A 24,242-nucleotide genomic window follows, 5' to 3' on the forward strand; every position below is an offset into this window, starting at 1 on the left:
AGCGGACCGGCTCAATCCGTGCGCGGGATCGCCGCAACCGCCTGCTTGACCTGCTTTTCAATCGCCGCCGACGAATGGTTATCGCGCACGAAAGCGCGGCCGATCTCCGCCATCTCGGCGGCCGCTTGCGGGCGTGTCGCGAGATCGATGATTTTCGATGCCAACTTGCCGGCATCGTCGCTGGACAGGAAATGCCTGCCCGCCTGCAGCCCAAGCCCTTCGACGGCCTTTTCTGTGGCGGCGACGACAAGGCCCGCCGCCATCGCCTCCAGCACCTTGATGCGGGTTCCGCCGCCGAAGCGCAGCGGGATCGGCGCATAGCCGGCACGCCCAAGCAATTCCGGCAGATGCGGCGGGTTCTCGATCAACCGCAGACCATGCCTGGTGCATAGACCGCGCACCACATCGCGCGGGTTTCTGCCGGCGACGGTGATCGACCAGGGCCGGCCGGAAGCGGCGAGGCGCGGCGCCATCGCGCGGCCGATCTGCTTGACGGCGTCGATGTTGGGGAAATAGCCGAGATGCCCGATGAAGCACAGGCTGAGCTCACTGAAGCGCTCGGCAGCAATCGGCAGGGAAAGCACGCTCTCGTCTGGAATGGGGTTGGCGACGAACCTGACGTCGTTGACGGGGCCGAGAGCGGACAGAAGCGCTTCGTCGGCCCGCGAACAAACCCAGACCTGGTCGGCCAGGGCAGCCGCACACCTGTCGGCTTCGCGCGCCTCTGCCTTCCTTCGCCTGTTTTGGCGCCAGTCACGAATTTGCTGCCACAGCGTCAGGCCGGCGATCCGGTCGGACACCGTCCGGGAATCGATGTTGTGCTGGTCAAGGACGGTGCGCGCGCGATGCTTCGGCGCCAGCGTCAGCAGCTGCGAAAGCACGATCTCCTCGATCACCACGAGATCGGGCGCGAATTCCCTCCAGATGGCGTCGGCTTCGGCCAGCTCGTCGTCCGGCATCATATGCACGGTCGGGTGCGGGCTGCGCCTGCCCCAGGGCGCCCTGCCGCGCGCTGCCTCGATGATCCGGTGACGGATGTTCGGCGGTGTGGAGGGTGCCGGGGCGCCAGTCAGGCTTACCGTCAGGACCTCGCCCATCGATGCCAGGGCGCGTGCATTGGCGGCGTTCCGGATCTCTCCGCCGGAGACCGGCGGAAACGGGCAATCGACTGTGAACTGCAGAATTTTCATGTTGTCCCGGCCGTTCAGCCTCTGGTGAAGCCAATGAAATCGTCGGGCGCGGCGCGGCCCATTTCCTCTTCCCAGTGGCGGCGGCAGAGCGAGACATAGACGTCCTTGCCGATCGCCACCTGTTCGCCTTGTCTGGCCACCTTGCCGTCAGCGCCGAGACGCACGACCATCGTCGCCTTGCGGCCGCAGCGGCAGATGGTGCGCACTTCGCGCAGATCGTCGGCGATGGCCAGAAGCGCTCGCGAACCGGAAAACAGATTGCCCTGGAAATCGGTGCGCAGGCCGTAGCACATCACCGGGATGTTCAGCCGGTCGGCGATACGGGCGAGCTGCCAGACCTGCTCTTCCTCGAGAAATTGCGCCTCGTCGACAAAGATGCAATGCACCGTCGTATGTTCGTGATGCTCGGCGACGCGAGCGTAGAGATCGTCGCCGTCGCGGAACATCTCGGCCTCGGTCTCCAGGCCGATGCGCGACGAGATCAGCCCGGTGTCGCCCTTTCTGTAGTGGCCGGCGACGAACAGCATCGTCGTCATACCGCGTTCGCGATAATTGTAGGACGCCTGCAGCAGCATTGTCGTTTTGCCGGCATTCATCGTCGCATAGTGGAAGTAGAGCTTGGCCATGCCGTCCTTTTAAGCCGAGTTGGCGCGGCGCGGGGAGAGGGCACCGCTGCATTTGATGGGAAAAGCCGTCTGCAATCGAAAAAGCGGCGGGCGTGTCGCTGTTTGGCCAGTCCGCGCCGTTGATCGTGATTGTCTTAGCGCTTGAAACCACACCAGAATGGTGTTTGGCTGACGAAACAAGGCGGGCAGAGAAACCGTAACTACGCTTCGCCAAAGAATCACAATGGGAGACTGCCAATGTCGCGTATGAACACCTTCGTCGCCGGCCTCGGCCTGGCGACTTTTCTGTCCACGAGCGCTGCACTTGCCGGCGATCCGGAGAGCTGCAAGGCGGTGCGCCTTTCCGATGTCGGCTGGACCGACATCCAGGCAACCACCGGCGTCGCTTCGGTGCTGCTCACCGCGCTCGGCTACGAGCCGCAGACGATCCAGCTATCGGTACCGGTGACCATGGCGTCGCTGAAAAACAAGGATCTCGACGTCTTCCTCGGCAACTGGATGCCGTCGATGACCAACGACATCAAGGACTACACCGCCGATGGTTCGGTCGAGACGATCGGCACCAACCTGACCGGCGCCGGCTACGGCATCGTCGTACCGACCTATGTCGCGGAGGCCGGCGTCAAGTCGCTGACCGACATCGGCAAGTTCAAGGACAAGTTCAACGGCAAGATTTACGGCATCGAGGCGGGCAATGACGGCAACCGCATCATCCTCGACATGATCAAGAACCCGAAGGACAATCTCGAAGGCTTCGAGCTGGTCGAGTCCTCGGAAGCCGGCATGCTGACGCAGGCCGAGCAGTCGATCAAGAACAATGAGTGGATCGCGTTCCTCGGCTGGACGCCGCATCCGGTGATGGGCGCCATGAAGCTCACCTATCTCGACGGCATGGGCGACAGCGGCTTCGGCGCCGCCACCGTCTACACCAATGTGCGCAAGGGCTACACCACCGAATGCCCGAATGCCGGCAAGTTCATCGCCAACCTGAAGTTCAACCTGGACATGGAAGGCGAGATGATGGACGCGATCCTGAAGGGCGGCGACGCCAACACGGTCGCAGCCGACTGGCTGAAGAAGCACCCTGACGCGGTTGCGCCGTGGATTGCCGGCGTCACCACCTTCGATGGCGGCGATGCGGCAGCGGCGGTCAAGACCGCGCTCGGAAGCTGAGCCGACTAATTCGGCCAAGCCGAACCAGGAAGGGCAGCCAATCTAGAAAAGGCTGCCCTTTTTCATATCCTGTGAGAAGATGACCTAATGAGAGCGGAGGCCGGAAGCAGGCGGTCTCTCGCATGAGAGGGGCGATATGGATCCGATTTCGAAATTCATGGTCGATCACAAGATACCGATCGGCGCCTGGGGAAAGGCGTTCTTCGGTTTCCTCACCGACAATTTCGACACCGTGTTCAGGGCCTTCTCGAATGGCCTCAATTTCCTGCTCGACGGGCTGGTTGGCATCCTTTTGATGGTGCCGCCGGTGCTGCTGGCGCTGATCATCGCCATCATCGCCTGGCTGCTGCAGCGCTCGCGCCCGCTGGCCATAGGCGTCTTTCTCGGCCTGATCTTCATCATCAACCAGAACCTCTGGAAGCAGACGGTGCAGACGCTGGTGCTGGTCGTGGCGGCCGCCGCCATGGCGATGGCCATCGGCGTGCCGCTCGGCATCTGGGCCGCGCACAAGCCGAAGGTCTACCGCATCATGCTGCCGGTGCTCGACTTGATGCAGACGCTGCCGACCTTCGTCTACCTGATCCCGGTCCTGACCCTGTTCGGTCTCGGCAACGCGCCCGGCCTCATCGTCACCATCATCTTCGTCATCCCGACTGCGGTCCGGCTCACCCATCTCGGCGTCGTCTCGGTGCCGAAGTCGATCATCGAGGCAGGCGAGGCGTTCGGCGCCACCAAACAGCAATTGCTTTGGAAGGTCGAGCTGCCCTCGGCCTTGCCGACCATCATGGCCGGGCTGACGCAATCGATCATGCTGTCGCTGTCGATGGTGGTGTTTGCAGCACTGATCGGCGCCGGCGGCCTCGGCACTGAAATCAACCGCGCGCTCGGCTCGCGCCGCATCGATCTCGGGCTCGAGGCGGGCCTCGCGATTGTCGTACTCGCCATCGTGCTCGACCGAATGACGCGTATCGGCGTTGGAGGCAAGAAATGACCGTCGCCGTCGATTTCAAAAATGTCGATATCGTCTTCGGGTCCGACCAGGCCGGTTCGCTGGCGCTGATCGATGGCGGCGCCACGCGCGCCGAAATCCTCGAAAAGACCGGCAATGTGCTGGGTTGCGCCGGCGCCAGCCTGACCGTCCATGAGGGCGAAATCTCGGTGCTGATGGGCCTGTCCGGCTCGGGCAAGTCGACCCTGCTGCGGGCAGTCAACCGGCTGAATGTGGTGTCGCGCGGCCAGGTGCTGGTCAGGGACGGGGACAATATCGTCGATGTCGTGACCTGCGATCAGGCGACGCTGCGGCGGCTGCGCCAGAAGCAGGTGGCGATGGTGTTCCAGCAGTTTGGCCTGCTGCCTTGGCGTACGGTGGAGGAGAATGTCGGCCTTGGCCTCGAACTTGCCGGCGTGCCGGAGCAAGAGCGCAAGGAGCGCGTGCAACGCCAGCTGAAACTGGTCAATCTCGACCAGTGGTCGAGGAAATACGCGCATGAACTGTCCGGCGGCATGCAGCAGCGCGTCGGCCTGGCCCGTGCCTTCGCCACCGAGGCGCCGATCCTGCTGATGGACGAGCCGTTCTCGGCGCTCGATCCGCTGATCCGCACCAAGCTGCAGGACGAATTGCTGCAGCTGCAGGCGGAGCTGAAGAAGACCATCATCTTCGTCAGCCATGATCTGGAAGAGGCGCTGAAGATCGGCACCCATATCACCATCATGGAAGGCGGGCGCATCGTGCAGACCGGGGCGCCGGAAGACATCGTGCTCAAGCCCGCCAATGACTATGTCCGCGACTTCATCGCCAATGTGAATCCGTTGTCGGTGCTGACCGCCTGGAACGTCATGCGCGACAGCCGCGACCTCGAGCACGGCGATAATGGCTGGGTGTGGCTCGACCGGCGCAAGACGACGCGCTTCAAGATCGACGAGCACGGGCTGGTGGCGGCGGCGGAACGCGACGGCAAACCGGCGGTATGGGTTTCATGCGCCGATGTCGAGGCGCAGCCGGAGGAGACGGCGCAAGTGTTCTGGGCCAATCCCGGGACCTCGCTGAAGACGGTGATGCTGGCCATGCACCGCTCGCAGACGGCACCCGTGGCGCTGTTCGACGACCAGTCGCGCTTTGTCGGGGCGATCGGCATACGCGACGTGCTGAGCGCGGTGTTGCGGCGCTAGATCATGATGAGATTTGGTTGAAATCTCATCATGATCTAACCCTTTGTTGGAGCATGATCTTTTCCAAGAACCGGTACCCACTTTTTGGGATCATGCTCTAAGCCAGACCGATGCGCGTGGCGCCGAGCTTGAACAGGGCTGTGGCATCCCGGTCGAAGCGGAAGGTGTGGATGAAGTCGTCCGCACGGTAGTCCGGAAGCGTCTTGCGGATGGCGGCGGCGAAGTTTTTCGCCTCGTCCAGCCGCCCAGCCAACGCCAGGCAGTGAGCGGCGATCGACAGGATGATGACATGGGCGTTGGGGCGGGCAGCCGCTTTCAGCGCCCATTCGGCTGCCTCGTCGAACTGGCCGAGGCGGACATGCGCCATGGCGCGTGCGCCCAGCATGCCGAACAGCATCGGGTCGAACGGCGACAGATGGCGCGAATGATCCGACGACCCGATCGCCGCTTGCGGGTCGCCCGACTGCGAATGCACGAAGGACAGCGCATAGTGGCCAAGCGCGAAGTTCGGGCTGAGGTCGACGGCTCTTTGCAGTTCGAGCACGGACGCGTCACCCTCGCCGCGTAGCCACAGCGCCCGGCCCATCGCCCAGTGCGCGGCGGGATTATGATCGTCGACCAAAAGGCTCTGGCCGGCCGCCTCAAAGGCAAGCACGCTGTCCTGGTCGCGGTCGCCCCAGCGCTGGAAGGCGCTCTGCCAGTGGGTGAAGGAGAGGCCGGCATAGGCGCGGGTGAAGGTCGGATCCTGCCTGACAGCAATGTCGAAGAAATGCCGTGCGAGGTCGTTCTCGCTGCGGGTGAAGCGATACATGTGCCAGAGGCCGCGATGGTAGGCCTCCCAGGCGTTAAGTGAATTGGGCGCTTTCAGCATGGCGCGGTTGCGCTCGACGGTCTCGATCTCGGATGAGACCGAGGCCACGATGCTGTTGCCGATATCGTCAAGCACGGCGAAAAGATCGTCGGGCTTGCGCTCGAAGGTCTCGGCCCAGACGATCCTGGCTGTGCGGACCTCGACGAGCTCGACGGTGACGATCAGGCGGCCGGTCAAGCTGCGCACCGTGCCGGTGGCGACATAGTCGACATTCAGCCTTCGGCCGGCATCTTCCGGCGCGATGTTCCTTTCTGCCAGCGCAAAGACCGAGCCCCGGGCGATGACAAAGAAGTCCCTGAGCTTGGCGAGGCGGGTGATGATGTCGTGGGTCAAGCCATCGGCCAACCCGCCACGAACGCCGCTGCCGGCGTCTTCGCCAAATGGCATCACGGCCAGCGCAGCCTTGTGCGGCGTCGCGGCTTCGGTGGCGGCAAGCGCGATCGGACTGTGGCCCGCCACCGGCGCAACCGCAGGCTGTGCCGGCAAAGTGGCGCAGTGACGTTCCGCGCGAATGGCAAGCCACGCCTGGCGCACGGGGCCGAAATCCAGCTCTTCCGATTGGAAGAGCGATGCTGCTGCGGCAAGATGGTCCTCGCAGGCACGGAACTGGCCGCGCCGCGCCAGCCTCACCAGGAGTGCGACATGGGCGCTGCTGTCGAACGGGGTCAATTCCAGCCATTTTTCGAGATGGGCGGAGACGTCTTCGGAATCGGCCGGCAGCGTCTTGACCAGATGTTCCAGTATAGCCGCGTAGCAGGAGCCGAAACGGCGGCGCTGCGCGGTCAGCCAGCTGTTGAAGAGAGGGCTGCGGTCGATCTCCAGCCCTTCGAGGAAGTCGCCGACGAACAGGTCGGAGAGCAACTGCAGTCGCGTCGGCTCGAGCGTTTCGATGCCTGCGGCAGCCGCCGCCGCGACATCCAGAACGTCGACTGAGATGCCGTCGAGGTCGAGCGCGATCGTATCGCCCGATGTTTCGATCCTGCGGCGGCCCGGTTCGTCGAGCGCGGCCCGCAGCTTGCTCAGGCACCAGCGAAGCTCACCCCTGGGATCATTTGGAATATCCCACAGCAACTCGCAGAGCTTGCCACGTCCGACCGGATGGGGCGCCAGCGCCAGATAGGCCAGCAGCGCGCGCAGCTTGCGCGATGCCGGCAAGACCACCGGGACGCCGTCGCGCGCAATCGTCGGCGGCCCAAACAGGCGCACGACAACACCTTGATGGCTGCTCGCCAGGCTCGATTCCACGCCAGATACCACGCCTGCTCCCACGCTGACCTGCCGGCCCCTGCTTTACCACCGAGCACGACAAAGTGCACCCGGCTCGCAAAATTTGTGCGCCGAATGTGGTGTTTACCACACTGCCGTACGTCAAGGACCTGTAGTGCGGCAAGGTGTCGAAACCTCGTCGCCCAAACCGCCGGTGTGTAACCGGCCCGTGACCAAAACCAGGAGTTTACCCATGTTGCATCAGCAGAAAATCAGAACCACGGCCGGCCGCGGCCGCCTGTTCGACAGCATTCTCGACACCATCGGCGACACGCCGGTCATCCGCGTCAATAATCTCGGACCGGCGCACGCCACCATCTACGTCAAGGCCGAGTTCTTCAATCCGGCGGCGTCGGTGAAGGACCGGCTGGCGCTCAACATCATCGAGGAAGGTGAACGCACCGGCGCGCTCAAGCCAGGACAGACCATCGTCGAGGCGACCAGCGGCAACACGGGCATCGGTCTTGCCATGGTCTGTGCGCAGAAGGGCTACAAGCTGGTGGTGACGATGGCCGACAGTTTCTCGGTCGAGCGCCGCAAGCTGATGCGGATGCTGGGCGCCAAGGTGGTGCTGACGCCGCGCGCGGAGAAAGGCTTCGGCATGTACAAGAAGGCGGTGGAACTGGCCGAAGCCAATGGCTGGTTCCTGGCCCGCCAGTTCGAGACCAAGGCCAACGCCGACATCCATGAAGCAACCACGGGACGCGAGATCGTCAACGATTTCGCCGGCTCGCGGCTCGACTATTTCGTCACCGGCTACGGCACCGGCGGCACCGTCGCCGGCGTGGCGCGGGTGCTGCGCCGCGAGCGGCCTGAGACCCGGATCGTGCTCACCGAACCGGCCAATGCGCAGCTTGTCGGCAGCGGCAAGCCGCAGATGCGTGGCGCCGGCGGAGCGCCGGCCGCCAGCCATCCGGCTTTCGAACCGCACCCGATCCAGGGCTGGACGCCGGATTTCATCCCGCACGTCCTGCAGGAGGCCATCGCTGGCAACTTCTATGACGAGGTGATGCCGATCGCCGGGTCGGAGGGCATGAAATGGGCCAAGGCGCTGGCGCAGCAGGAAGGCATCTTCACCGGCATTTCCGGCGGTTCGGCTTTTGCCGTGGCGCGCCAGATCGCCGGCACAGCGCCGGCCGGATCGGTGATCCTGTGCATGCTTCCCGATACCGGCGAACGCTATATGTCGACGCCGCTGTTCGATGGCATTGAGGCCGAGATGAATGCGGAAGAGCTTGCTCTCTCGCGCTCGACGCCCGGTTGCCAGTTCCCGGCATGATGACGCGGGAGCAATCTGCATGGACGCGATGCCTGGACACTCGGCTACCAGTACCGAGGAAACGCTTGACCCCTCGGACTGGGCCGATGTGCAAAGCCTGTCGCATCGGATCGTTGACGATGCCGTCGCTTACCTGCGCGATGTCAGGCAACGGCCGGTGTGGCAGGAGATGCCTGGAGATGTGAGGGATTTCTTCACCGCCTCGCTGCCGCAATCGCCGACCCCGCTTGCCGACATCTATGGCGATGTCGTGAACAAGGTGATGCCCTATCCGATGGGCAACATCCATCCGCGCTTCTGGTCCTGGTATATGGGGTCGAGCAACTTCACCGGCGCGCTCGGCGATTTCCTGGCGGCAATCCAGGGCTCCAATCTCGGCGGCGGCAATCATGCCGCCGCCCTGATGGATGGACAGGTCGTCGACTGGTGCAAGCAGATTACCGGCATGCCGGCTTCGGCTAGCGGCACGCTGGTCAGCGGCGGTTCGATGGCCAACATCATCGGGCTGACCGTGGCGCGCAACACCAAGGCCGGCATCGACGTGCGCGAGCACGGCGTTGGAGCCATCGAAAAGCCGTTGCGTTTCTATGGCTCGGACCAGGTCCATTCCTGTCACCGCAAGGCGATGGAAGCGCTCGGCCTCGGCAACAAGGCGCTGCGGCGCATTGCCAGCGACGCCGGCCTGCGCATCGACATTGAAGGTTTGAGGACTGCGATATCGGAAGATCGCGCGGCCGGGTTCAAGCCGGCCTGCATCATCGGCAACGCCGGCACTGTCAACACCGGCGCCATCGACGATCTGCAGGCGCTGGCCAAGCTGGCGCATGAGGAGGACCTCTGGTTCCATGTCGACGGCTGCATCGGCGCGCTGATCGCGATCGCGCCTGAGAATGCACATCGCGTCGCCGGCATCGAATGGGCCGATTCCATCGCGCTCGATCCGCACAAATGGCTGCATGCGCCTTTCGAGGCAGGCTGCGCGCTGGTGCGGGATGCCTCGGCGCATGGCAAGACCTTCGCGGTGACGCCGGAATATCTGGAGTCGACACCGCGCGGCCTCGCCTCCGGCCAATGGCTGCACGATTACGGCCTGCAGACGTCACGCGGCTTCAAGGCACTCAAAGTGTGGATGGCATTGCGAGAACACGGCGTCGAAAAATTCGGCCGCCTGATCGACCAGAACATTGCGCAGGGGCAGTATCTCTCAGGGCTGATCGCGGCCGAACCAGCGCTCGAACTGACGGCGCCGACCAGCATCAACATCGTCTGCTTCCGCTATCGCGCGGATGGTCTCGATGGCGAGCGCGCGAAAGCGCTCAACACCGAGATCATGCTGAGGCTTCAGGAAGACGGAACCGCCGCCATTTCCGATACCACGGTGCAAGGCCGGCATTGCCTCAGGGTGGCGATCAACAACCACCGGACCCGGCGCGAGGATCTCGACCTTCTCGTCGCCGAAACGGTCCGCCTGGGCAACGAGATCGCTTCTGCCTGACCGGCCATGGGGTAGAGCAAGCGGCTCTCAGCCGCTGGCGGCCTCCTGGAAATCGCCCTTCGTCACGGGGAACGCCAGGCCGGGAAGGTAAAATGTGATCGGCCGGATTTCGTAGACTGCCGAGGGATTCACGCGGCGCAAGTCGCGCGCGGCTGCAATCGCCGCCTCCTGCGTGGCGCAGTCGAGGACATAAAGACCCAGCAATTGTTCCTTGGTCTCGGCAAACGGCCCGTCGATGACGATGCCTTCGCCCGGACCGCGCAGCGTCACGGCGTCGGCGGTCGCGCCCAGTCTTGCCGCCGGCCCGAGCTTGCCTTCGCGGGTCAGCCTGGCGTTGACTTCGAGCAGGTCGTGCATCAGCGCCGCATCCTGCTGCGGCGTCAGGGACTGGATGGTCTGTTCGACGTGATAGGCCAGGATGGCGTAAAACATGCGGCGATCTCCTCCTGTTCGAGCGGCTGCACTATTGCAAGGTTGGGTTGGCTGATCCACCCCCGGTGCCCATCGAGACGCTAGTCTGCTGCCTCATGCCGCCAGCGGCAGGCTGAGCTCCGTCAGCAGGCCGCCGCAGGGACGGTTGGACAGGTTGACATCGCCGCCGGCGGCACGCGCAATGTTGCGGGCAATGGTCAGGCCGAGGCCGAGACCGCCGGTCTGGCGGTTGCGCGATTGCTCCAGCCGCACGAAGGAACCGAACACCTGGTCGAGCTGCGCCTGCGGTATGCCCGGCCCCTCGTCGCGGATGACCAGCGTGACCGTGCCGTCCGACTGCCGCAGGCTGACATGGGCTTTCTTGCCGTAGGTCACGGCATTCTGGACCAGATTGTTGACGCAGCGCTTCAGCGCCACCGGTCGCGCGATGCAGATCATGCCACGCGGCCTGGCGCCGTCATGGTCGAACGTGACGTCCTCGAAACTGTCGGCGATCGATTCCACCAGCGACCAGAAATCGATCCGCTCGCTCTTCTCCTCGGTGACTTCGAAGGTGGCGAAGTCGATGACGGAGCTGGCGATGCTCTCGATGTCGGCGAGGTCGTGGGCCAGCGCCTCGCGCGCGGTCGATCTGCGCAACAGTTCGAGGCGCAGCCGCATGCGGGTCAGCGGCGTGCGCAGATCGTGGGCGAGCGCGGCGGCCAGATGTTCGCGGTCCTCGACATAGTCGCGCAGCCGGACCTGCATGGCGTTGACGGCTTTGGCCGCGGCGCGGATTTCGCGGCTGCCGGTCTCGGCGATCGGCGGGCTCTTCAGATCCGTGCCGATCCGGTTGACCGCGGTTTCCATCATCCGATAGGGCGCCGTCAGCCGGCGCAGCGACCAGATCGACATGATCACCACCAGGGCCGCGATCAGCGAATAGAGCGGCAGGCTGTCGAAGCTCAATATCGGTCCGACCGGCGTGTTGGGCTCGGTGAAATTCAGCCATTGGCCGTCGGCGAAGCGGACAGAGGCCGTCAGCTTGTCGCTTTGGGCGAAGCTGGCCGCCAGCGATAACAGGTCACGCTCCACCGCGCCCACATCCTTGGTCACGGCCACACCGCCAGGCGCGTTGGCTGCCTGGGTTGCCGGATCGCGCCGGACGCGGGCGTCGGTGATGCCGAATTTCGACAGCCGCCCGACCAGGATGTCCTCGAGTTCGGCCAGTTCGTCGTCGCCGGCGATCGACGAGGTGACCGCGGGCGTGTCCGAAACGGTGAGCGCATAGGTGGCGTTGAACAGACCGGAGGCCGTCAGCTTGCGCTGCTCCGGCGTGTCGTCATGCATCAGCTGCACCAGCGAATAGGCGCGGTCGTTAAGCCGGTAGAGATCGACCTCGTCATTGGCGACGGCACGATCGCGCGAGACGATGTAGAGCGTGGCGACCTGGCTGATCAGCAGGCCGGCAATGACGATGAGCAAAACCCAGACCGGCAGGGTTTGCGGCAGGAAACGTCTCATTCGGAGGTGGTCTCGGGCAGGAACTGGTAGCCGCCGCTGCGCACGGTCAGGATCAGTTTCGGCGTCTTGGGGTCGTCTTCCATCTTGCGCCTGAGACGGCTGACCAGGATGTCGATGCTGCGGTCGAAGGAATAGTCGCTGTCACCGCCGGAAAGCTCGATGAGCTGGTCACGGGTGAGGACGCGCTGCGCGCTTTTGACGAAGGTCTGCAACAGGTTGAACTCCGCCATCGTCAGTTCGACCCTGACGTCGCCCGGCGCCATCAGCCGGCGGCGCGAGCAGTCCATCGTCCAGCCGGCAAAATGATAGATCTGCTTGGTGGTGGCCCGCTTCGGCTCGGCAGCACCATTGCGCCTCAAAACGGCGCGGATACGGGCCAGCAGCTCGCGCGGATCGAAGGGTTTGGGCACATAATCGTCGGCGCCCATTTCCAGGCCGACGACGCGGTCGGTGGTCTCGGTGACCGCCGTCAGCATGATGATCGGCGTCGAGTAGCTGGCGCGCAGGTCGCGGCAGAGCTCCAGCCCGCTCTTTCCCGGCAGCATCACATCAAGCACGATCAGGTCTACCTGCGTGCGGCGCAGTATGTCTTCCATCTCGACGCCGTCGGCGGCAACCGTGGTGCGCAGGCCGCGCTTCTGGAAGAATTCCTGAAGCAGGTCGCGAATGCCCTTGTCGTCGTCGACGATCAGTATGTGCGCATCGGATTTCACGGCGATCCTGTCATTGCTGGCGGCCGGTCGGCGGCTGCCTTCTGAGTCTGCTTCTGTGGCGTCACCCACACGATAGAATTCTGGCCACATGTTGGCCAGCGGCGATGATCGCCCGCAAAGCCGATTTGCCAGAAACAATTCAGAAACAAAATTCTATAGTCCGGAAAAACTCCCGAAAAGAATCAAGGGCATAAAGGGTGCCGTGGCGGTCAGGACATCGGCTGCGACGCGAAGTCTCCGGAGTAACGGACATCACCAATGCACAGGTTCACGATCAGCTTGATGGGTGCGCTGCTCAGCATTCCGCTCGTCACAGCCGCGGTCGGAGCCACAACCGCAAAGGTGACGCCGATCACAAGGAGCGAGCGCTGCATCGATCTCAATCGCCAGGTAGACGAAGCCCTTGAAACCCATGCCGCGGCAACGCAGGTCACCGCGGCGAAAGCACTGCAAAGAAAGGGAAACCGGTTCTGCGCCAACAAGAAACAGGCACAGGGTATCCGGATGCTCGCGAACGCTTTGAAGCTGCTTGGAGTGACACCGATCGACCCGGTTCAGTGACACTCGAAACACGACCCGCACAAAGAAGGAAATGAAGCCATGAAAAAGTCCATCCTCTCCGCCACCGGTCTCGCCGTCGCTCTCGCTTTCGCAATGCCGGCTCTGGGCAATGCCGCTGCCACCACGACCGCTGCTCCGGCTGCTTCCACGACCACCGCTCCGGCGACCACGACCGCCAAGCCCCCGGTGAAGAAGGTCGTCGCCAAGAAGCCCGTCAAGAAGCACAAGAAGGCGAAGAAGGTCGTCAAGACGGACGCCCCGAAGGCCTGATCCAGACAGCCAACAGGCTTGTCTGTAACAAGGCCGCTCCAGCACCCCCCCGGCTGGAGCGGCCTTGTCGTGTGAGCATGATTACCCGTTGATGGGTGCCGGCCACCCAGGACTTTAACCCGTTTGCAATGCCGGTCCGGTAGGATAGCCCGCATGAAGAAGCGGCTTTCATCCATTCTGCGCTCGATGGCCATCGGCGGCCTTGTGGCCTCGGCAATGGTCAGGGTGCTGATCCAGTTCACCGCCAGCCCGGTGCCCGATCCGGTGAGCGGGCGCACGGAGCCGTCGCTGTTTGCACCGGCAATCTCCAGCAGCTGGCAATACATCACACCATGGCAAAGCCTGCTGCTTACCGTGATCACCGGCGCGGCGCTGGCCTGCTTCTTCGGCTGGCTCGCGGTCGCCTGGGTCGAATACAAGGCGGCCGGATCAAGGCCGGATGCGGCATCCAGCGCACGGCAATTCCAGGCTCGTCGCGTCGCCAATCGCCAGGGCCGTTGAACCGCAGCATACACTTCCTAAATTTGTGAACGGCAGCACTTCCGGGAAGCCGGTTTGGCGCGCCGATCAAAATGGACGACGGCTTTCCCCCATGACAAAGTGAGAGCGACCCCTCGCGCGATACCGGTTCCCGATGCCTGAAATCAGTTCCAAACCCCGCACCAAGACCAAGCCGCGGACCGAGCGGCCGAAGCTCTACAAGGTCATCCTCATCAATGACGATTTTACGCCGCGCGAATTCGTGGTGACGGTGCTGAAGGGCGAGTTCAAGCTCAGCGAAGACCAGGCTAACCGGGTGATGATCACCGCGCACCGGCTCGGCGTTTGCGTCGTTGCCGTCTTCACCAGGGATGTCGCCGAGACCAAGGCGACACGGGCCGTCGACGCGGCCAAGGCCAAGGGGTACCCGCTGCTGTTTACGACGGAGCCGGAGGAGTAGGTTGAGCGTCTTTCTCCCCGTATAGTGACGGGGAGAAGGCATCACCTTCCTTCTCTATACCACATCGCGCCCATGGCCAGCAGCAGCAGGCAAAGGCCGAGGAAGCCGCCGAACAGGGGTACGCGCGAGACGGCTTTGAGCACGCTGTCGTCGGTGCTGCGCAGGCCGATCCAGTCTGCGCCCGAGGCCGCACCGGAGGCGCGGACCGGGACGATGGAGGGCAGGGCGACACTGCCGGTGAGCTGGCCAAGGGTGGAGGAGGCCGCCAGCCGGCGCACGCTGCCGCCGGTGGCCTCAGTCGGAGCCTTTAACCGGTCCTCGGTGGAGACGACGTCGGAGAATTCCGGCGCGTTGACCGGGCCGACATGGGCGAGTGCGGTCAGGTCACCATTGCCGATCTGGTAGAGGCCGATCTCCTTGGTCTCGATGCTGCCCAGGAAAACGCCGGGTTCGGACTTCTCCAGCTTGACGATCAGCGCCTTGCCCGAAGGGGTGATCACCTGCGCCGGGCCGGGATCGTCGCTCATCGTCTGGCGGCGGATTTCCAGCATCATGCCGCGGCCGTCGGCGGTCAGCCGCTCTTCCTCGAGTTCAGGTTCCTTCATCAGCCAGTGGGCGATGCGGCGGTAAAGCTGGACATGCGGCCCGCCACCCTCGAAGCCGCGCGCCCATAGCCAGCCCTGATCGGACAGAAGCATGCCGACGCGGCCTTCGCCCTTATGATCGAGCAGAAGCAGCGGGCGGTTGTCGGCGCCCTTCATCACCACTTCGCCTTCGGGGTTCTGCACGCCGATGGTGCGGAACCAGCGGCTCCAGCGCGGCGGCTCGGTCGCCGAGCCGTCGAGGCCGCGCGTCACCGGATGGCGCTGGCCGAGATCGGTGAGGCGCGGATAGAAGGCCTTGTCGATGACTTCGCCGGTCGGCATTGCCGGCAGCGACGACATTAGCGGGGTGCGGGCGATCGAGGCGTCGCCGGCATATTCCGGCCCGGCGGCGATCAGCAGCGCGCCGCCCTTTTCGACATATTCGGAGATGTAGTCGTAATAGAGGATCGGCAGCACGTCGCGGTGCTGGTAGCGGTCGAAGATGATGAGATCGAAATCCTTGATCTTCTCGACGAACAACTCGCGGGTCGGGAAGGCGATCAGCGACAGTTCGTTGATCGGCGTGCCGTCCTGCTTTTCCGGCGGCCGCAGAATGGTGAAATGGACGAGATCGACCGAGGCGTCGGATTTCAGCAGATTGCGCCAGGTGCGCTCGCCGGCATGCGGTTCGCCGGAAACCAAAAGCACGCGCAAGTTCTCGCGGATGCCGTCGATCAACGCGATGGCGCGGTTGTTGGCGTCGGTCAGTTCGCCCGGCTCGCGGTCAATGGAGAGTTCGACGATGTTGCGGCCGGCGCCGGGGATGGTCACCTGCAGCGGCATCGCCTGGCCGATGGTCGCCTCTTCGACCGCGACCTGCTCGCCATTGACCGAGACGCGGACATCGACCGGGCCGGTTTCGCCGTCGGTGGCGATGACGCGGTAGGTCATGTCGAGCGGCTTGCCGACGAGGCCGAAGCGCGGCGCGTTCTCGAAGCGGATGCGGCGGTCCTTCTCGTGCTCGTTGCCGGTGATCAGCGCGTGCAGCGGCGCATTGAAGTCGGGGGCGGCCGGCGCGTCATGCACCTCGCCATCGGTGATCATGATGGCGCCACCGATGCGCGAGGGCGGCACGTCGCGGAAGGCGCCTTCAAGCGCTGCAAAAAGCTTGGTCTCGGTGCGCTCGTCGGCGGCTTCCGACTTGCCGGCCTCGACGACGCGGACGTCGAACTGCTTGAAGCGGCCAAGGCGCTGCTGCAAACCGGCAAGCGCTTCGTCGGTCTGTTTGGTCCGGTCGCCTATATCCTGGCTCTGGCTGCGGTCGACGATGACGGCAACGACGCTCTTCAGCGCCTCGCGCTCCTCATCGAGGAAAACCGGATTGAGGAGTGCTGCGCCCAGCGCAATCAGCGCCGCGATGCGGAAGATCGCGCCGCGCTGGCGAAACCACAAGCCGACAGCCGCCAGCACCAGCAGCGGTGCGAGCACCAAAGCCAGCAAGGGCCAGGACAGCAGCGGTTCGAAGGAAATCGACCAGTTCATCGTTTACCCTCCCCCTTGTGGGGAGGGTCGATCCGCGTAGCGGAGCGGGGTGCGGGTAGGCGACAGAACGCTAGCGCTGCACCCCCACCCCGGCTCACTGTCTTCGCTTCGCTGCGACAGCGAGCCGACCCTCCCCAAAAGGGGGAGGGTGAGGCTGCGCCGCCGGCGCCAGACAGGATCGAGACGTAACTAGCCAATACCGCCATTCTACTGCCCCAGCCGTTCGAGCAGGATCGGCACGTGCACCTGGTCGGATTTGTAGTTGCCGGTCAGCATGTACATCATGATGTTGACGCCGGCGCGCAGCGCATAGATGCGCTGCATCGGATCCGATGGCACGGTCGGCAAAAGCGGGTCACCATTCTCGTCGACGGCCCAGGCGCCGGCAAAATCATTGGCGGTGATCAGGATCGGCGAGACGCCGTCGCCGACGCGTACCGGCCGATTCTCGGCATTGCTGGCCTCGAGCGAGGCTTCCACCCAGAGCGGGCTGCCGGAGAAGCGGCCGGGAAATTCGGGCAGGATGAAGAAGGATTTGGTCAGCACATGGTCGGCGGGCACCGGCTCCAGCGGCGGCACGTTGAGATTGCCGAGAATGTCGCGCAACCGTTCCGTCGCCGGGCTCGCCGAATCCGCACCGATGCCGTTGGCGAACTGGTCGCGCGTGTCGAACAGCACCGTGCCGCCCTGCTGCATATAGGCGTCGATGCGGGCGATCGCGGCTTGGCTCGGCATCGGCGCGGAGGGATCGATCGGCCAGTAGATCAGCGGATAGAAGGAAAGCTCGTCCTTCGAGATATCGACGCCCGCCGGCGCGCCCGGCTCGAGCGCGGTCTTCTCGATCAGGAAGCGGGTCAAGCCTTCGAGCCCTGCGCGGCTGATCGAATTGTCACCGGGCACACCGGTCAGCACATAGGCGATGCGGGTCTTGGCAATGTCCTCGATAGCGGCGGCATCGCCGGGCTTGGCGTCGTCGGCGCGGGCGAGGTCGGCATGGCCAAACAGCATGCCGAGGCCAAGCAGCAGCGCAGCCGTCGTTGCCGCGGCCGATCGGGCGCGGCGCGGTCGGCGCGACATCAGCCCGCCCATCCAGAACACCGCCAGCGTGTCGAGCAGCATAAGCACAAGTGCCGCTGTGACCAGCGATCCCTTGAGGTCGCGCGATTCATCGAAAGCGTACTGGATATTGGTCACCGGCACTGTGAATTGCGGGCGCACCAGCGGCGCGAAGGCGGTGGCCGGGTCGAGCAGATTGTGGGCGAAAACGCCGGTTTCCGAGCCATAGAGGCCGGGCGGGTTCTCGAACGTCACCGGCAGCGAGCCGGCGCCAGGGACCAGCGGTCGTGCGTCCGGCGTCGGCGGCACCAAAGTGCCGTCGGCGGCTATCATGCGATAAGGCGCCAGCGACGTAGCAGCGGCTTCAGCGTTGGCAACCGCCGCACCCTGGTTGCGCGACAGTTGCACAATGCGCCGCAGCATCTCGACGAAGCTGCCGGAGATCGGCAGCGTCGACCATGTCGCTTCCGGGGTGATGTGGAACAGAACCAGCGTGCCCTTGCCCTTCTTCAACCCGGTCACCAGCGGGGTGCCATCGGCAAGGGTTGCCCAGGTGCGTTCGACGATGTCCGGCGTCGGTTCGGCCAACACCTGCCGGCTTACCGTGACCTCGGCCGGCGGTGCGAGGTCGGCGAACGGGCCGTTCTTCGGGAATTCGGTCACCGCTTGCGGCGTCGTCCATGACAGCGCGCCGCCAAGCGAGCGCTCGCCGGTGCGCAGCCTGACCGGCAACAGATCATCGTCATTGCCGGCGGCGGCCAGCCGCGAACCGGCAAAGCGCACCAGCGTGCCGCCATTGTCGACCCAGTCGACCAGCCGCTGATGGACCTGCGGCGGAATGGTACCGATATCGGCCATGACGATCATCGCCGGCTTCTGGTCGAGAAGCTGCGGGATGGCGTCGGCGAGATCGACGCTCGACGGTTCGACCAGATCGGCGAAAGGCTGCAGCGCGCGCCTGATGTAATAGAGCGGCGACAGAAGCGGCTGCGCTTGGTCGGCCTCGGCCTGCGATAAAAGTCCGACGCGGCGGCGCTTGGAGCTTTCGTCGAGCACGCGCACCGCACCTGCCTGGCGTTCGCCGTCGAGCGCGATCGAGGCGAAGTCGTTGCGCAGTTCGAACGGCACCGCCATTGTGCCGGTGGCGGTGGTCTCACCCGGCGCGAAGGTCAGCGTCGCGTCGGCGATGCGGCGGCCCTTGTCGTCGAAGGCGCCGGCGGTGACTTGTGCCGGCGCCGGGTCGCCGGGCGCGCGGATGGCGGTCAGGGCGAAGCCGTCGACCTCGTTCTCGGCGCCGGTGAGCCCAGTCAGCGCCAGCCGGTCGGAATCGGCCCAGACGACACGGGCGGCGTTTTTCGACAGCAGTGTGTTGAAGGCGGCCTCGTCGCCTTTTGCCGCAAGGCCGTCGGCGAGAACGGCAACGCTGGCGCCGGGCAAGGTTTCCAGCACGCCGGCGACGCGGGCATAGACAGCGGGTCGGTCGGTCGGAATCGGCCTCGGCTTGGCGGCGCGCAGCCGGTCGAGGGCAGCCGCCGCATCGAAGGGGCCGATCTCGGCGTTCGGCTTTTCGGCGGTGAAGGCGATGACGACCGGTACGCCGTTCGAACCGGCATCGGCGATCAGCCGCTGGGCGGTGGCGACGCGCTTGCCCCAGTCGGCGGCACTCGCCCAGTCATTGTCGATGACGAGCGCCAGGGCGGCGCCCTCGGCCGGCAATTTTTCGCGCGGATTGAAAACGGGTTCGGCTAATGCCGCGACGACAAGGGCTGCCATCAACAGCCGCAGCAGCGTCAGCCACCACGGGCTCTGCTGCGGCGTTTCCTCGCGCTTCAGCACGCGAGCGAGGATCTTCAGCGGCGGAAAGATTTCGGACTGCGGCTTGGGCGGTGTGAGCCTGAGCAGCCACCAGATCACCGGCAGCGCCAGCAGGCCCCACAACACCATGGGAGCGCCAAAGGAGAGCGGCAGCCAGTTCATGCGCCGGCCTTTCCCACGAATGCGCCATCGGCGGTCATCGCCATGTGGATGCGCACCAACGCCTCGGAAGCGAGGCGGTCGGTGTGGTTGACGGTGTAGCTCCAGCCGAGGCGCTTGCACCAGCTGGCCAACTCCTGGCGGCGGGCGGTGTAGAGCAGGCGGTATTCGTCGCCGAGCATTTCGGCGCGGCCGGCGGTCAGCTTGTCGCCGGTCTCGGGATCGGTGAATTCGGTGCGGCCGGCATAGGGAAAGGTCTCCTCCGCCGGATCGGCAACCTCGATCAGATGCGCACGCACGCCATGCCGCGCCAGCACATCGAGCCATTCCATGGTCTCCTCGACCGGGTCGAGGAAATCGCTGACGACGACGATGTCGCAGAAGCGGCGGATGGCGGACAGGTCAGGCTTTGCCGGCGGGTCGGTGGCGTGCATCAATTGCGCCGCGATGCGCTCGGCGCCGTTGCGGGCGGTGAACGGATCGGTCAGGCCGGGCCAGGCGATGCGCTCGCCGCTGCGAGATAGCAATTCGGCCATGGCCAGTGCCAGCACCAGCGCGCGCGATTCCTTGGAAACGCTGGCGCCAGTCGATTTGTAGAGCATGGAGGGCGATGGGTCGGCCCAAAGCCACACCGTGTGGGCTGCTTCCCATTCGCGGTCGCGCACATAGGTGTGGTCGTCACGGGCCGAACGGCGCCAGTCGATGCGCGAGGAATCGCCTTCGACATAGGGGCGGAACTGCCAGAAATTCTCGCCGATGCCGCGCTTGCGGCGGCCATGCCAGCCGGCAATTACCGTATTGACGATACGGCGCGCCTCGACCAGCAGGTCCGGCACCAGCGAAGCCCGCAAGCGGCCCCTGGCGAGCGCGTCGCGCGTCGCTGCCGGTGCGTGGACTTCGCCGATACGCGCCATCAGATTCCTTTGGCCAGTTTCGCTACCACGTCGCGCACGGTCGTGCCCTCGGCGCGGGCGGCAAAGGTCAGCGCCATGCGGTGCTGCAGCACCGGTTCGGCCAGCGCGCGGATGTCGTCCACCGACGGCGCCAGCCGCCCGTCATAAAGCGCGCGCGCACGGGCGCACAGCGTCAGCGCCTGGCTGGCGCGCGGGCCGGGACCCCAGGCGACATGCTTGTCGGTCTCGGCATTGCCCTGGCCGGGACGCGCCGAACGCACCAGTTTGAGGATGGCGTCGACGACACTTTCGGGCACCGGCATACGGCGGATCAGCGTCTGGATTTCCCTCAGCCGCGCCGGCTGCAGCACGTTTTGCGCCTTGGCGTCCTCGATGCCGGTGGTCTCCAGCAGAATGCGCCGCTCGGCCTCGATTTCGGGATAAAGGATGTCGACCTGCATCAGGAAGCGGTCGAGCTGCGCTTCGGGCAGGGGATAGGTGCCTTCCTGCTCCAGCGGGTTTTGCGTCGCCAGTACATGGAAGGGTGCGGGCAGGTCATGGCGAATGCCGGCGATGGTGACGTGATATTCCTGCATTGCCTGCAGCAGCGCCGACTGGGTGCGCGGCGAGGCGCGGTTGATCTCGTCGGCCATCAGCAATTGCGCGAAGATCGGGCCGGAGATGAAGCGGAAGGAGCGCTTTCCCGCCTCGTCCTGCTCCATCACTTCGGAGCCGAGAATGTCGGACGGCATCAGGTCGGGCGTGAACTGGATGCGGCGCGAATCGAGGCCGAGCACGACACCGAGCGTTTCGACCAGCTTGGTCTTGGCAAGGCCGGGCACGCCGACCAGCAGCGCATGGCCGCCGGCAAGCAGCGCCACCAGCGTGCGCTCGACCACCACTTCCTGGCCGAAAATGACGCGGCCGACGCCGTCGCGCACCCTGGAAATATCGGCCAGCGCCGTCTCGGCCTGGGCGATCATGTCCTTTTCGTTGATTGGGCTTTCCTTGACCATTACGCTCATGCCGCATCGATCCTTGTGCTGGAAGTACCGGCTTGCACTGTAGTGCCTTAGAATGCCGCGATTCGGCTTCGCCTGGCGCCTACGAATGAATTTAAATCACAGACTTAGGCTGACAAGCGGAACAACAGTGACTATTTCGTGACCATGACGGAACGCTCCGAACATCGCGAGCACAGCCTTACTGCCGCAACCGAGGCGCGCGGTCTCGAAGCGTTGATCTCGCGTGCGGCTCGCGCCGGCAAGGGCGCGGCGCCGGTGGAGCGCTGGAATCCCGACTTTTGCGGCGATCTAGACATGGAGATCAAACAAGACGGAACGTGGTTCTATCTCGGCACGCCGATCGGCCGCATGCCGCTGGTGCAGCTGTTTTCCAGCGTGCTGCGCAAGGACGAGGATGGCAGGACCTATCTGGTGACGCCGGTCGAACGGGTCGGCATCCGCGTCGTGGACGCGCCTTTCATCGCGGTTGAAATGGATGTTTCCGGCGCCGGCGCCGAGCAGACCATCACTTTCCGCACCAATGTCGGCGATGTCGTCGAGGCCGGACCTGGCCATCCGCTGCGCTTCGTCGACGAGAACGAGACCGGCGGCCTGAAGCCCTATGTGCTGGTGCGCGGGAGGCTGGAAGCGCTGGTGGCGCGGCCGGTGATGTACGAACTGGTCGAGCATGGCGAGGAGATCGATATTGGCGGCAAGACGATGTTTGCCGTGCGCTCGAAAGGCGAAATCTATCCGATCATGCCGGCGGAAAAACTGAAGCGGCTGAGCGCATGATGGATCAGGTGAGGCCGCCGCCGTTTTCCACAGCGGATTTTCGCGCGCGGGTCGCCGCGCAAGCTGAAGCCCATGCCGGCGACGATTATGGCGATCATCGCTTCAACCCCGGCCATCCACGGTTGACGCAGCTCAAAGCGCTGCGCGACGCCGCGGTGCTGATCCCGGTCGTCGATCATGGACGCGATGCGACCGTGCTTTTGACCAAGCGGGCGGAAAAACTGCGCAGCCATTCCGGGCAGGTGGCTTTTCCTGGCGGCACCATTGATCCCACCGATGCGACCCCGGAAGCAGCGGCCTTGCGCGAGACCTTCGAGGAGATCGGCCTCGGCCATGACCGCATCGAGATCATCGGCCGCATGCCCGATTATGTCGCCGGCAGCGGCTATCGCATCGCGCCGGTGCTGGCGATCGTCGAGCCCGGTTTTACGCTGTCGCTCAATTCCGACGAGGTCGACGCCGCCTTCGAAGTGCCGCTTTCGTTCCTGATGGATCCGGCCAACCACACCAGGGACAGCCGCATGTGGAACGACCTGGAATGGTTCTTCTACGATATGCCCTATGGCGGCCAGCGCATCTGGGGCGTCACCGCCGGCATCATCCGCACGCTCTATGAAAGGCTCTATGCTTGAGTGATCCGATATCGCTGGCGGGCAGAGCCGACTGGCTGGGTGAAAAGCATCTGCAGCGGCTGCTTGCCGTGCTGGCGCAGGGCGGCGAGGAAGCCCGCATCGCGGGCGGCGCGGTGCGCAATGCGCTGATTGGGCAGCTGGTCGCCGATATCGACGTTGCTACCACTTGCCTGCCCGAGGAAACCGTTCGCCGCGCCGAGGCGGCGGGCTTCAAGGCGGTGCCGACCGGCATCGAGCACGGCACGATCACGGTGATTGCCGGCGGCGCGCCCTATGAGGTCACCACGCTGCGCGCCGACATCGAGACCGATGGCCGCCGCGCCAAAGTGTCGTTCGGCCGCGACTGGAAGGCCGACGCCGAACGGCGCGATTTCACCATCAACGCGCTCTATGCGGAGGCTGACGGGACGGTGGTCGACCTGGTCGGCGGCGTCGGCGATATCGAGGCACGAAGGCTGCGCTTCATTGGCGATGCCGAGCAGCGGATCCGCGAAGACTATCTGCGCATCCTGCGTTTCTTCCGCTTTTTCGCCTGGTATGGCGAGGGTCGGCCCGATGCCGAGGGATTGAAGGCCTGCGCCCGGCTCAAGGACGGTCTCGCCCATCTCTCGGCCGAACGCATCTGGTCCGAGCTGAAGAAGTTGTTATCGGCCCCAGATCCGTCGCGCGCCTTGCTGTGGATGCGCCAGGCCGGCGTGCTCACCAGCGCGCTGCCGGAAAGCGAGAAATGGGGCATCGATGCCATTCATGGGCTGACCAAGACAGAAAAGGATCTGGGCTGGGCGCCGGAGCCGCTGCTCAGGCTGGAGGCGATCGTGCCGCCCGATGCGGCGCGGATGAAGACACTGGCCGAGCGGCTGAAACTTTCGACCACTGAGGCGGAGCGCCTGCGCCACTGGGCGCTGACGGCTGCGGTCGAGCCCAAGACAAGCGAAGCGGAACTGGCCAAGAAACTCTATTCCGGCGAGCGCCAGGGTTTTCTCGATCGCCTGCGGCTGTCGCTGGCGTCGGCGCGAGCGCGGGCTCTCGAGGACAATGACGCGCTGGTTCAGGCCGGCGGGTTTTCGCGCCTGCTCGCTTTTGCGCTGAAATGGGAAAAACCGGTGTTCCCGGTCAAGGGCGGCGATCTGACGGCGCTTGGCGCGTCGCCGGGGCCAATACTCGGTGCGATCCTGAAAAACCTGGAAAAGGAATGGATCGGGTCCGGCTTTGCGCTCGATCGCGACGCGCTGCTGGAGCGCGCCGCGGAAGCCTTGAAGGCCAGATAGGACTGC

22 protein-coding genes are annotated in these 24,242 nt (G+C 64.7%); 12 read left to right on the forward strand and 10 right to left on the reverse strand.

The features are described 5' to 3' along the window. Positions 1-11: 11 nt before the first annotated feature. Positions 12-1,190, reverse strand: coding sequence for a glycosyltransferase (locus ACYG9Y_RS03305; protein WP_023737795.1), 1,179 nt, complete (start codon positions 1,188-1,190; stop codon positions 12-14). A gap of 14 nt (positions 1,191-1,204) precedes the next feature. After that, complete coding sequence (locus tag ACYG9Y_RS03310; protein ID WP_023669993.1) at positions 1,205-1,816, reverse strand: thymidine kinase; 612 nt, start codon at positions 1,814-1,816, stop codon at positions 1,205-1,207. A 237-nt stretch (positions 1,817-2,053) separates the two neighbouring features. Here ACYG9Y_RS03310 and ACYG9Y_RS03315 point away from each other — a divergent pair, with 237 nt between their 5' ends. From ACYG9Y_RS03315 to choV, 3 genes are all read left to right on the forward strand, one after another. Next, positions 2,054-2,989, forward strand: a complete 936-nt coding sequence (locus ACYG9Y_RS03315) for a choline ABC transporter substrate-binding protein (protein ID WP_023686157.1) — start codon at positions 2,054-2,056, stop codon at positions 2,987-2,989. A 136-nt stretch (positions 2,990-3,125) separates the two neighbouring features. Then, positions 3,126-3,980 carry a choline ABC transporter permease subunit gene (choW, locus tag ACYG9Y_RS03320; RefSeq protein WP_023669995.1) on the forward strand — a complete coding sequence of 285 codons (855 nt, stop codon included), beginning with the start codon at positions 3,126-3,128 and terminating at the stop codon, positions 3,978-3,980. Beyond that, a complete protein-coding gene (gene choV / locus ACYG9Y_RS03325; protein ID WP_023737796.1) occupies positions 3,977-5,158 on the forward strand; it encodes a choline ABC transporter ATP-binding protein in 1,182 nt (393 codons plus the stop codon). The genes choW and choV overlap by 4 nt, the downstream gene beginning before the upstream one ends. Before the next feature lie 97 nt (positions 5,159-5,255). Here choV and ACYG9Y_RS03330 read toward each other — a convergent pair whose 3' ends face one another. Then, positions 5,256-7,286: a transcriptional regulator gene (locus ACYG9Y_RS03330; RefSeq protein WP_050593095.1), complete on the reverse strand. Its 2,031-nt coding sequence runs from the start codon at positions 7,284-7,286 to the stop codon at positions 5,256-5,258. Positions 7,287-7,488: 202 nt separating this feature from the next. Here ACYG9Y_RS03330 and ACYG9Y_RS03335 point away from each other — a divergent pair, with 202 nt between their 5' ends. Further along, positions 7,489-8,574 (forward strand): PLP-dependent cysteine synthase family protein, encoded by a 1,086-nt coding sequence (locus ACYG9Y_RS03335; RefSeq protein WP_023737798.1) that lies wholly within the window; start codon positions 7,489-7,491, stop codon positions 8,572-8,574. A gap of 19 nt (positions 8,575-8,593) precedes the next feature. Next, a complete protein-coding gene (locus ACYG9Y_RS03340; RefSeq protein ID WP_023737799.1) occupies positions 8,594-10,069 on the forward strand; it encodes a pyridoxal phosphate-dependent decarboxylase family protein in 1,476 nt (491 codons plus the stop codon). 27 nt (positions 10,070-10,096) lie between these two features. Here the strand turns inward: ACYG9Y_RS03340 and ACYG9Y_RS03345 are convergent, their stop codons facing one another. The 3 genes from ACYG9Y_RS03345 to ACYG9Y_RS03355 all read right to left on the reverse strand — a co-directional run bounded on the left by ACYG9Y_RS03345 (position 10,097) and on the right by ACYG9Y_RS03355 (position 12,717). Next, complete coding sequence (locus ACYG9Y_RS03345) at positions 10,097-10,501, reverse strand: YciI family protein (protein WP_023686152.1); 405 nt, start codon at positions 10,499-10,501, stop codon at positions 10,097-10,099. 93 nt (positions 10,502-10,594) lie between these two features. Continuing rightward, positions 10,595-12,004 carry an ATP-binding protein gene (locus tag ACYG9Y_RS03350; protein WP_023686151.1) on the reverse strand — a complete coding sequence of 470 codons (1,410 nt, stop codon included), beginning with the start codon at positions 12,002-12,004 and terminating at the stop codon, positions 10,595-10,597. Further along, positions 12,001-12,717 (reverse strand): response regulator, encoded by a 717-nt coding sequence (locus ACYG9Y_RS03355; protein ID WP_023670002.1) that lies wholly within the window; start codon positions 12,715-12,717, stop codon positions 12,001-12,003. The genes ACYG9Y_RS03350 and ACYG9Y_RS03355 overlap by 4 nt, the downstream gene beginning before the upstream one ends. Before the next feature lie 258 nt (positions 12,718-12,975). Here ACYG9Y_RS03355 and ACYG9Y_RS03360 point away from each other — a divergent pair, with 258 nt between their 5' ends. The 4 genes from ACYG9Y_RS03360 (at position 12,976) to clpS (ending at position 14,488) form a co-directional block, all read left to right on the forward strand. Beyond that, positions 12,976-13,278 (forward strand): hypothetical protein, encoded by a 303-nt coding sequence (locus ACYG9Y_RS03360; protein ID WP_023683677.1) that lies wholly within the window; start codon positions 12,976-12,978, stop codon positions 13,276-13,278. 39 nt (positions 13,279-13,317) lie between these two features. Beyond that, the gene (locus ACYG9Y_RS03365; protein ID WP_023670004.1) at positions 13,318-13,548 is read left to right on the forward strand and encodes a hypothetical protein; all 231 of its coding nucleotides are present in this window, start codon (positions 13,318-13,320) and stop codon (positions 13,546-13,548) included. Between the two features lie 153 nt (positions 13,549-13,701). Further along, positions 13,702-14,049, forward strand: a complete 348-nt coding sequence (locus tag ACYG9Y_RS03370) for a hypothetical protein (RefSeq protein WP_023713954.1) — start codon at positions 13,702-13,704, stop codon at positions 14,047-14,049. A gap of 133 nt (positions 14,050-14,182) precedes the next feature. Continuing rightward, on the forward strand, positions 14,183-14,488 hold the full coding sequence (gene clpS, locus ACYG9Y_RS03375; protein ID WP_023670006.1) for an ATP-dependent Clp protease adapter ClpS: 306 nt from the start codon (positions 14,183-14,185) through the stop codon (positions 14,486-14,488). A gap of 41 nt (positions 14,489-14,529) precedes the next feature. Here clpS and ACYG9Y_RS03380 read toward each other — a convergent pair whose 3' ends face one another. From ACYG9Y_RS03380 to ACYG9Y_RS03395, 4 genes are all read right to left on the reverse strand, one after another. Beyond that, complete coding sequence (locus ACYG9Y_RS03380; protein ID WP_023737800.1) at positions 14,530-16,614, reverse strand: membrane protein; 2,085 nt, start codon at positions 16,612-16,614, stop codon at positions 14,530-14,532. Positions 16,615-16,821: 207 nt separating this feature from the next. Further along, positions 16,822-19,647 carry a DUF4159 domain-containing protein gene (locus ACYG9Y_RS03385; protein ID WP_460222046.1) on the reverse strand — a complete coding sequence of 942 codons (2,826 nt, stop codon included), beginning with the start codon at positions 19,645-19,647 and terminating at the stop codon, positions 16,822-16,824. Beyond that, the gene (locus ACYG9Y_RS03390) at positions 19,644-20,558 is read right to left on the reverse strand and encodes a DUF58 domain-containing protein (RefSeq protein WP_023737802.1); all 915 of its coding nucleotides are present in this window, start codon (positions 20,556-20,558) and stop codon (positions 19,644-19,646) included. Before ACYG9Y_RS03390 ends, ACYG9Y_RS03385 begins: the two co-directional genes overlap by 4 nt. Then, complete coding sequence (locus ACYG9Y_RS03395; RefSeq protein ID WP_023711133.1) at positions 20,558-21,562, reverse strand: AAA family ATPase; 1,005 nt, start codon at positions 21,560-21,562, stop codon at positions 20,558-20,560. Before ACYG9Y_RS03395 ends, ACYG9Y_RS03390 begins: the two co-directional genes overlap by 1 nt. Before the next feature lie 144 nt (positions 21,563-21,706). Between ACYG9Y_RS03395 and ACYG9Y_RS03400 the strand changes: the two genes are divergently transcribed. The 3 genes from ACYG9Y_RS03400 to ACYG9Y_RS03410 are packed head-to-tail and all read left to right on the forward strand — an operon-like array spanning position 21,707 to position 24,236. Further along, positions 21,707-22,336 carry a DUF1285 domain-containing protein gene (locus ACYG9Y_RS03400; protein ID WP_023686147.1) on the forward strand — a complete coding sequence of 210 codons (630 nt, stop codon included), beginning with the start codon at positions 21,707-21,709 and terminating at the stop codon, positions 22,334-22,336. Continuing rightward, a complete protein-coding gene (locus ACYG9Y_RS03405) occupies positions 22,336-22,968 on the forward strand; it encodes a CoA pyrophosphatase (RefSeq protein ID WP_023683684.1) in 633 nt (210 codons plus the stop codon). Before ACYG9Y_RS03400 ends, ACYG9Y_RS03405 begins: the two co-directional genes overlap by 1 nt. Next, positions 22,965-24,236, forward strand: coding sequence for a CCA tRNA nucleotidyltransferase (locus ACYG9Y_RS03410; protein WP_031197570.1), 1,272 nt, complete (start codon positions 22,965-22,967; stop codon positions 24,234-24,236). Before ACYG9Y_RS03405 ends, ACYG9Y_RS03410 begins: the two co-directional genes overlap by 4 nt. The last annotated feature ends 6 nt before the right edge of the window (positions 24,237-24,242 follow it).

This window comes from Mesorhizobium sp. W050 (assembly GCF_054719535.1).

What these genes read in the sequence shown, in the direction of transcription:
- ACYG9Y_RS03305 (WP_023737795.1), bottom strand. Translation starts at nt 1,190, where the DNA reads ATGAAAATTCTGCAGTTCACAGTCGATTGCCCGTTTCCGCCGGTCTCC.
- ACYG9Y_RS03310 (WP_023669993.1), bottom strand. Translation starts at nt 1,816, where the DNA reads ATGGCCAAGCTCTACTTCCACTATGCGACGATGAATGCCGGCAAAACG.
- ACYG9Y_RS03315 (WP_023686157.1), top strand. Translation starts at nt 2,054, where the DNA reads ATGTCGCGTATGAACACCTTCGTCGCCGGCCTCGGCCTGGCGACTTTT.
- choW (WP_023669995.1), top strand. Translation starts at nt 3,126, where the DNA reads ATGGATCCGATTTCGAAATTCATGGTCGATCACAAGATACCGATCGGC.
- choV (WP_023737796.1), top strand. Translation starts at nt 3,977, where the DNA reads ATGACCGTCGCCGTCGATTTCAAAAATGTCGATATCGTCTTCGGGTCC.
- ACYG9Y_RS03335 (WP_023737798.1), top strand. Translation starts at nt 7,489, where the DNA reads ATGTTGCATCAGCAGAAAATCAGAACCACGGCCGGCCGCGGCCGCCTG.
- ACYG9Y_RS03340 (WP_023737799.1), top strand. Translation starts at nt 8,594, where the DNA reads ATGGACGCGATGCCTGGACACTCGGCTACCAGTACCGAGGAAACGCTT.
- ACYG9Y_RS03345 (WP_023686152.1), bottom strand. Translation starts at nt 10,501, where the DNA reads ATGTTTTACGCCATCCTGGCCTATCACGTCGAACAGACCATCCAGTCC.
- ACYG9Y_RS03350 (WP_023686151.1), bottom strand. Translation starts at nt 12,004, where the DNA reads ATGAGACGTTTCCTGCCGCAAACCCTGCCGGTCTGGGTTTTGCTCATC.
- ACYG9Y_RS03360 (WP_023683677.1), top strand. Translation starts at nt 12,976, where the DNA reads ATGCACAGGTTCACGATCAGCTTGATGGGTGCGCTGCTCAGCATTCCG.
- ACYG9Y_RS03365 (WP_023670004.1), top strand. Translation starts at nt 13,318, where the DNA reads ATGAAAAAGTCCATCCTCTCCGCCACCGGTCTCGCCGTCGCTCTCGCT.
- ACYG9Y_RS03370 (WP_023713954.1), top strand. Translation starts at nt 13,702, where the DNA reads ATGAAGAAGCGGCTTTCATCCATTCTGCGCTCGATGGCCATCGGCGGC.
- clpS (WP_023670006.1), top strand. Translation starts at nt 14,183, where the DNA reads ATGCCTGAAATCAGTTCCAAACCCCGCACCAAGACCAAGCCGCGGACC.
- ACYG9Y_RS03380 (WP_023737800.1), bottom strand. Translation starts at nt 16,614, where the DNA reads ATGAACTGGTCGATTTCCTTCGAACCGCTGCTGTCCTGGCCCTTGCTG.
- ACYG9Y_RS03385 (WP_460222046.1), bottom strand. Translation starts at nt 19,647, where the DNA reads ATGAACTGGCTGCCGCTCTCCTTTGGCGCTCCCATGGTGTTGTGGGGC.
- ACYG9Y_RS03390 (WP_023737802.1), bottom strand. Translation starts at nt 20,558, where the DNA reads ATGGCGCGTATCGGCGAAGTCCACGCACCGGCAGCGACGCGCGACGCG.
- ACYG9Y_RS03395 (WP_023711133.1), bottom strand. Translation starts at nt 21,562, where the DNA reads ATGAGCGTAATGGTCAAGGAAAGCCCAATCAACGAAAAGGACATGATC.
- ACYG9Y_RS03400 (WP_023686147.1), top strand. Translation starts at nt 21,707, where the DNA reads ATGACGGAACGCTCCGAACATCGCGAGCACAGCCTTACTGCCGCAACC.
- ACYG9Y_RS03405 (WP_023683684.1), top strand. Translation starts at nt 22,336, where the DNA reads ATGGATCAGGTGAGGCCGCCGCCGTTTTCCACAGCGGATTTTCGCGCG.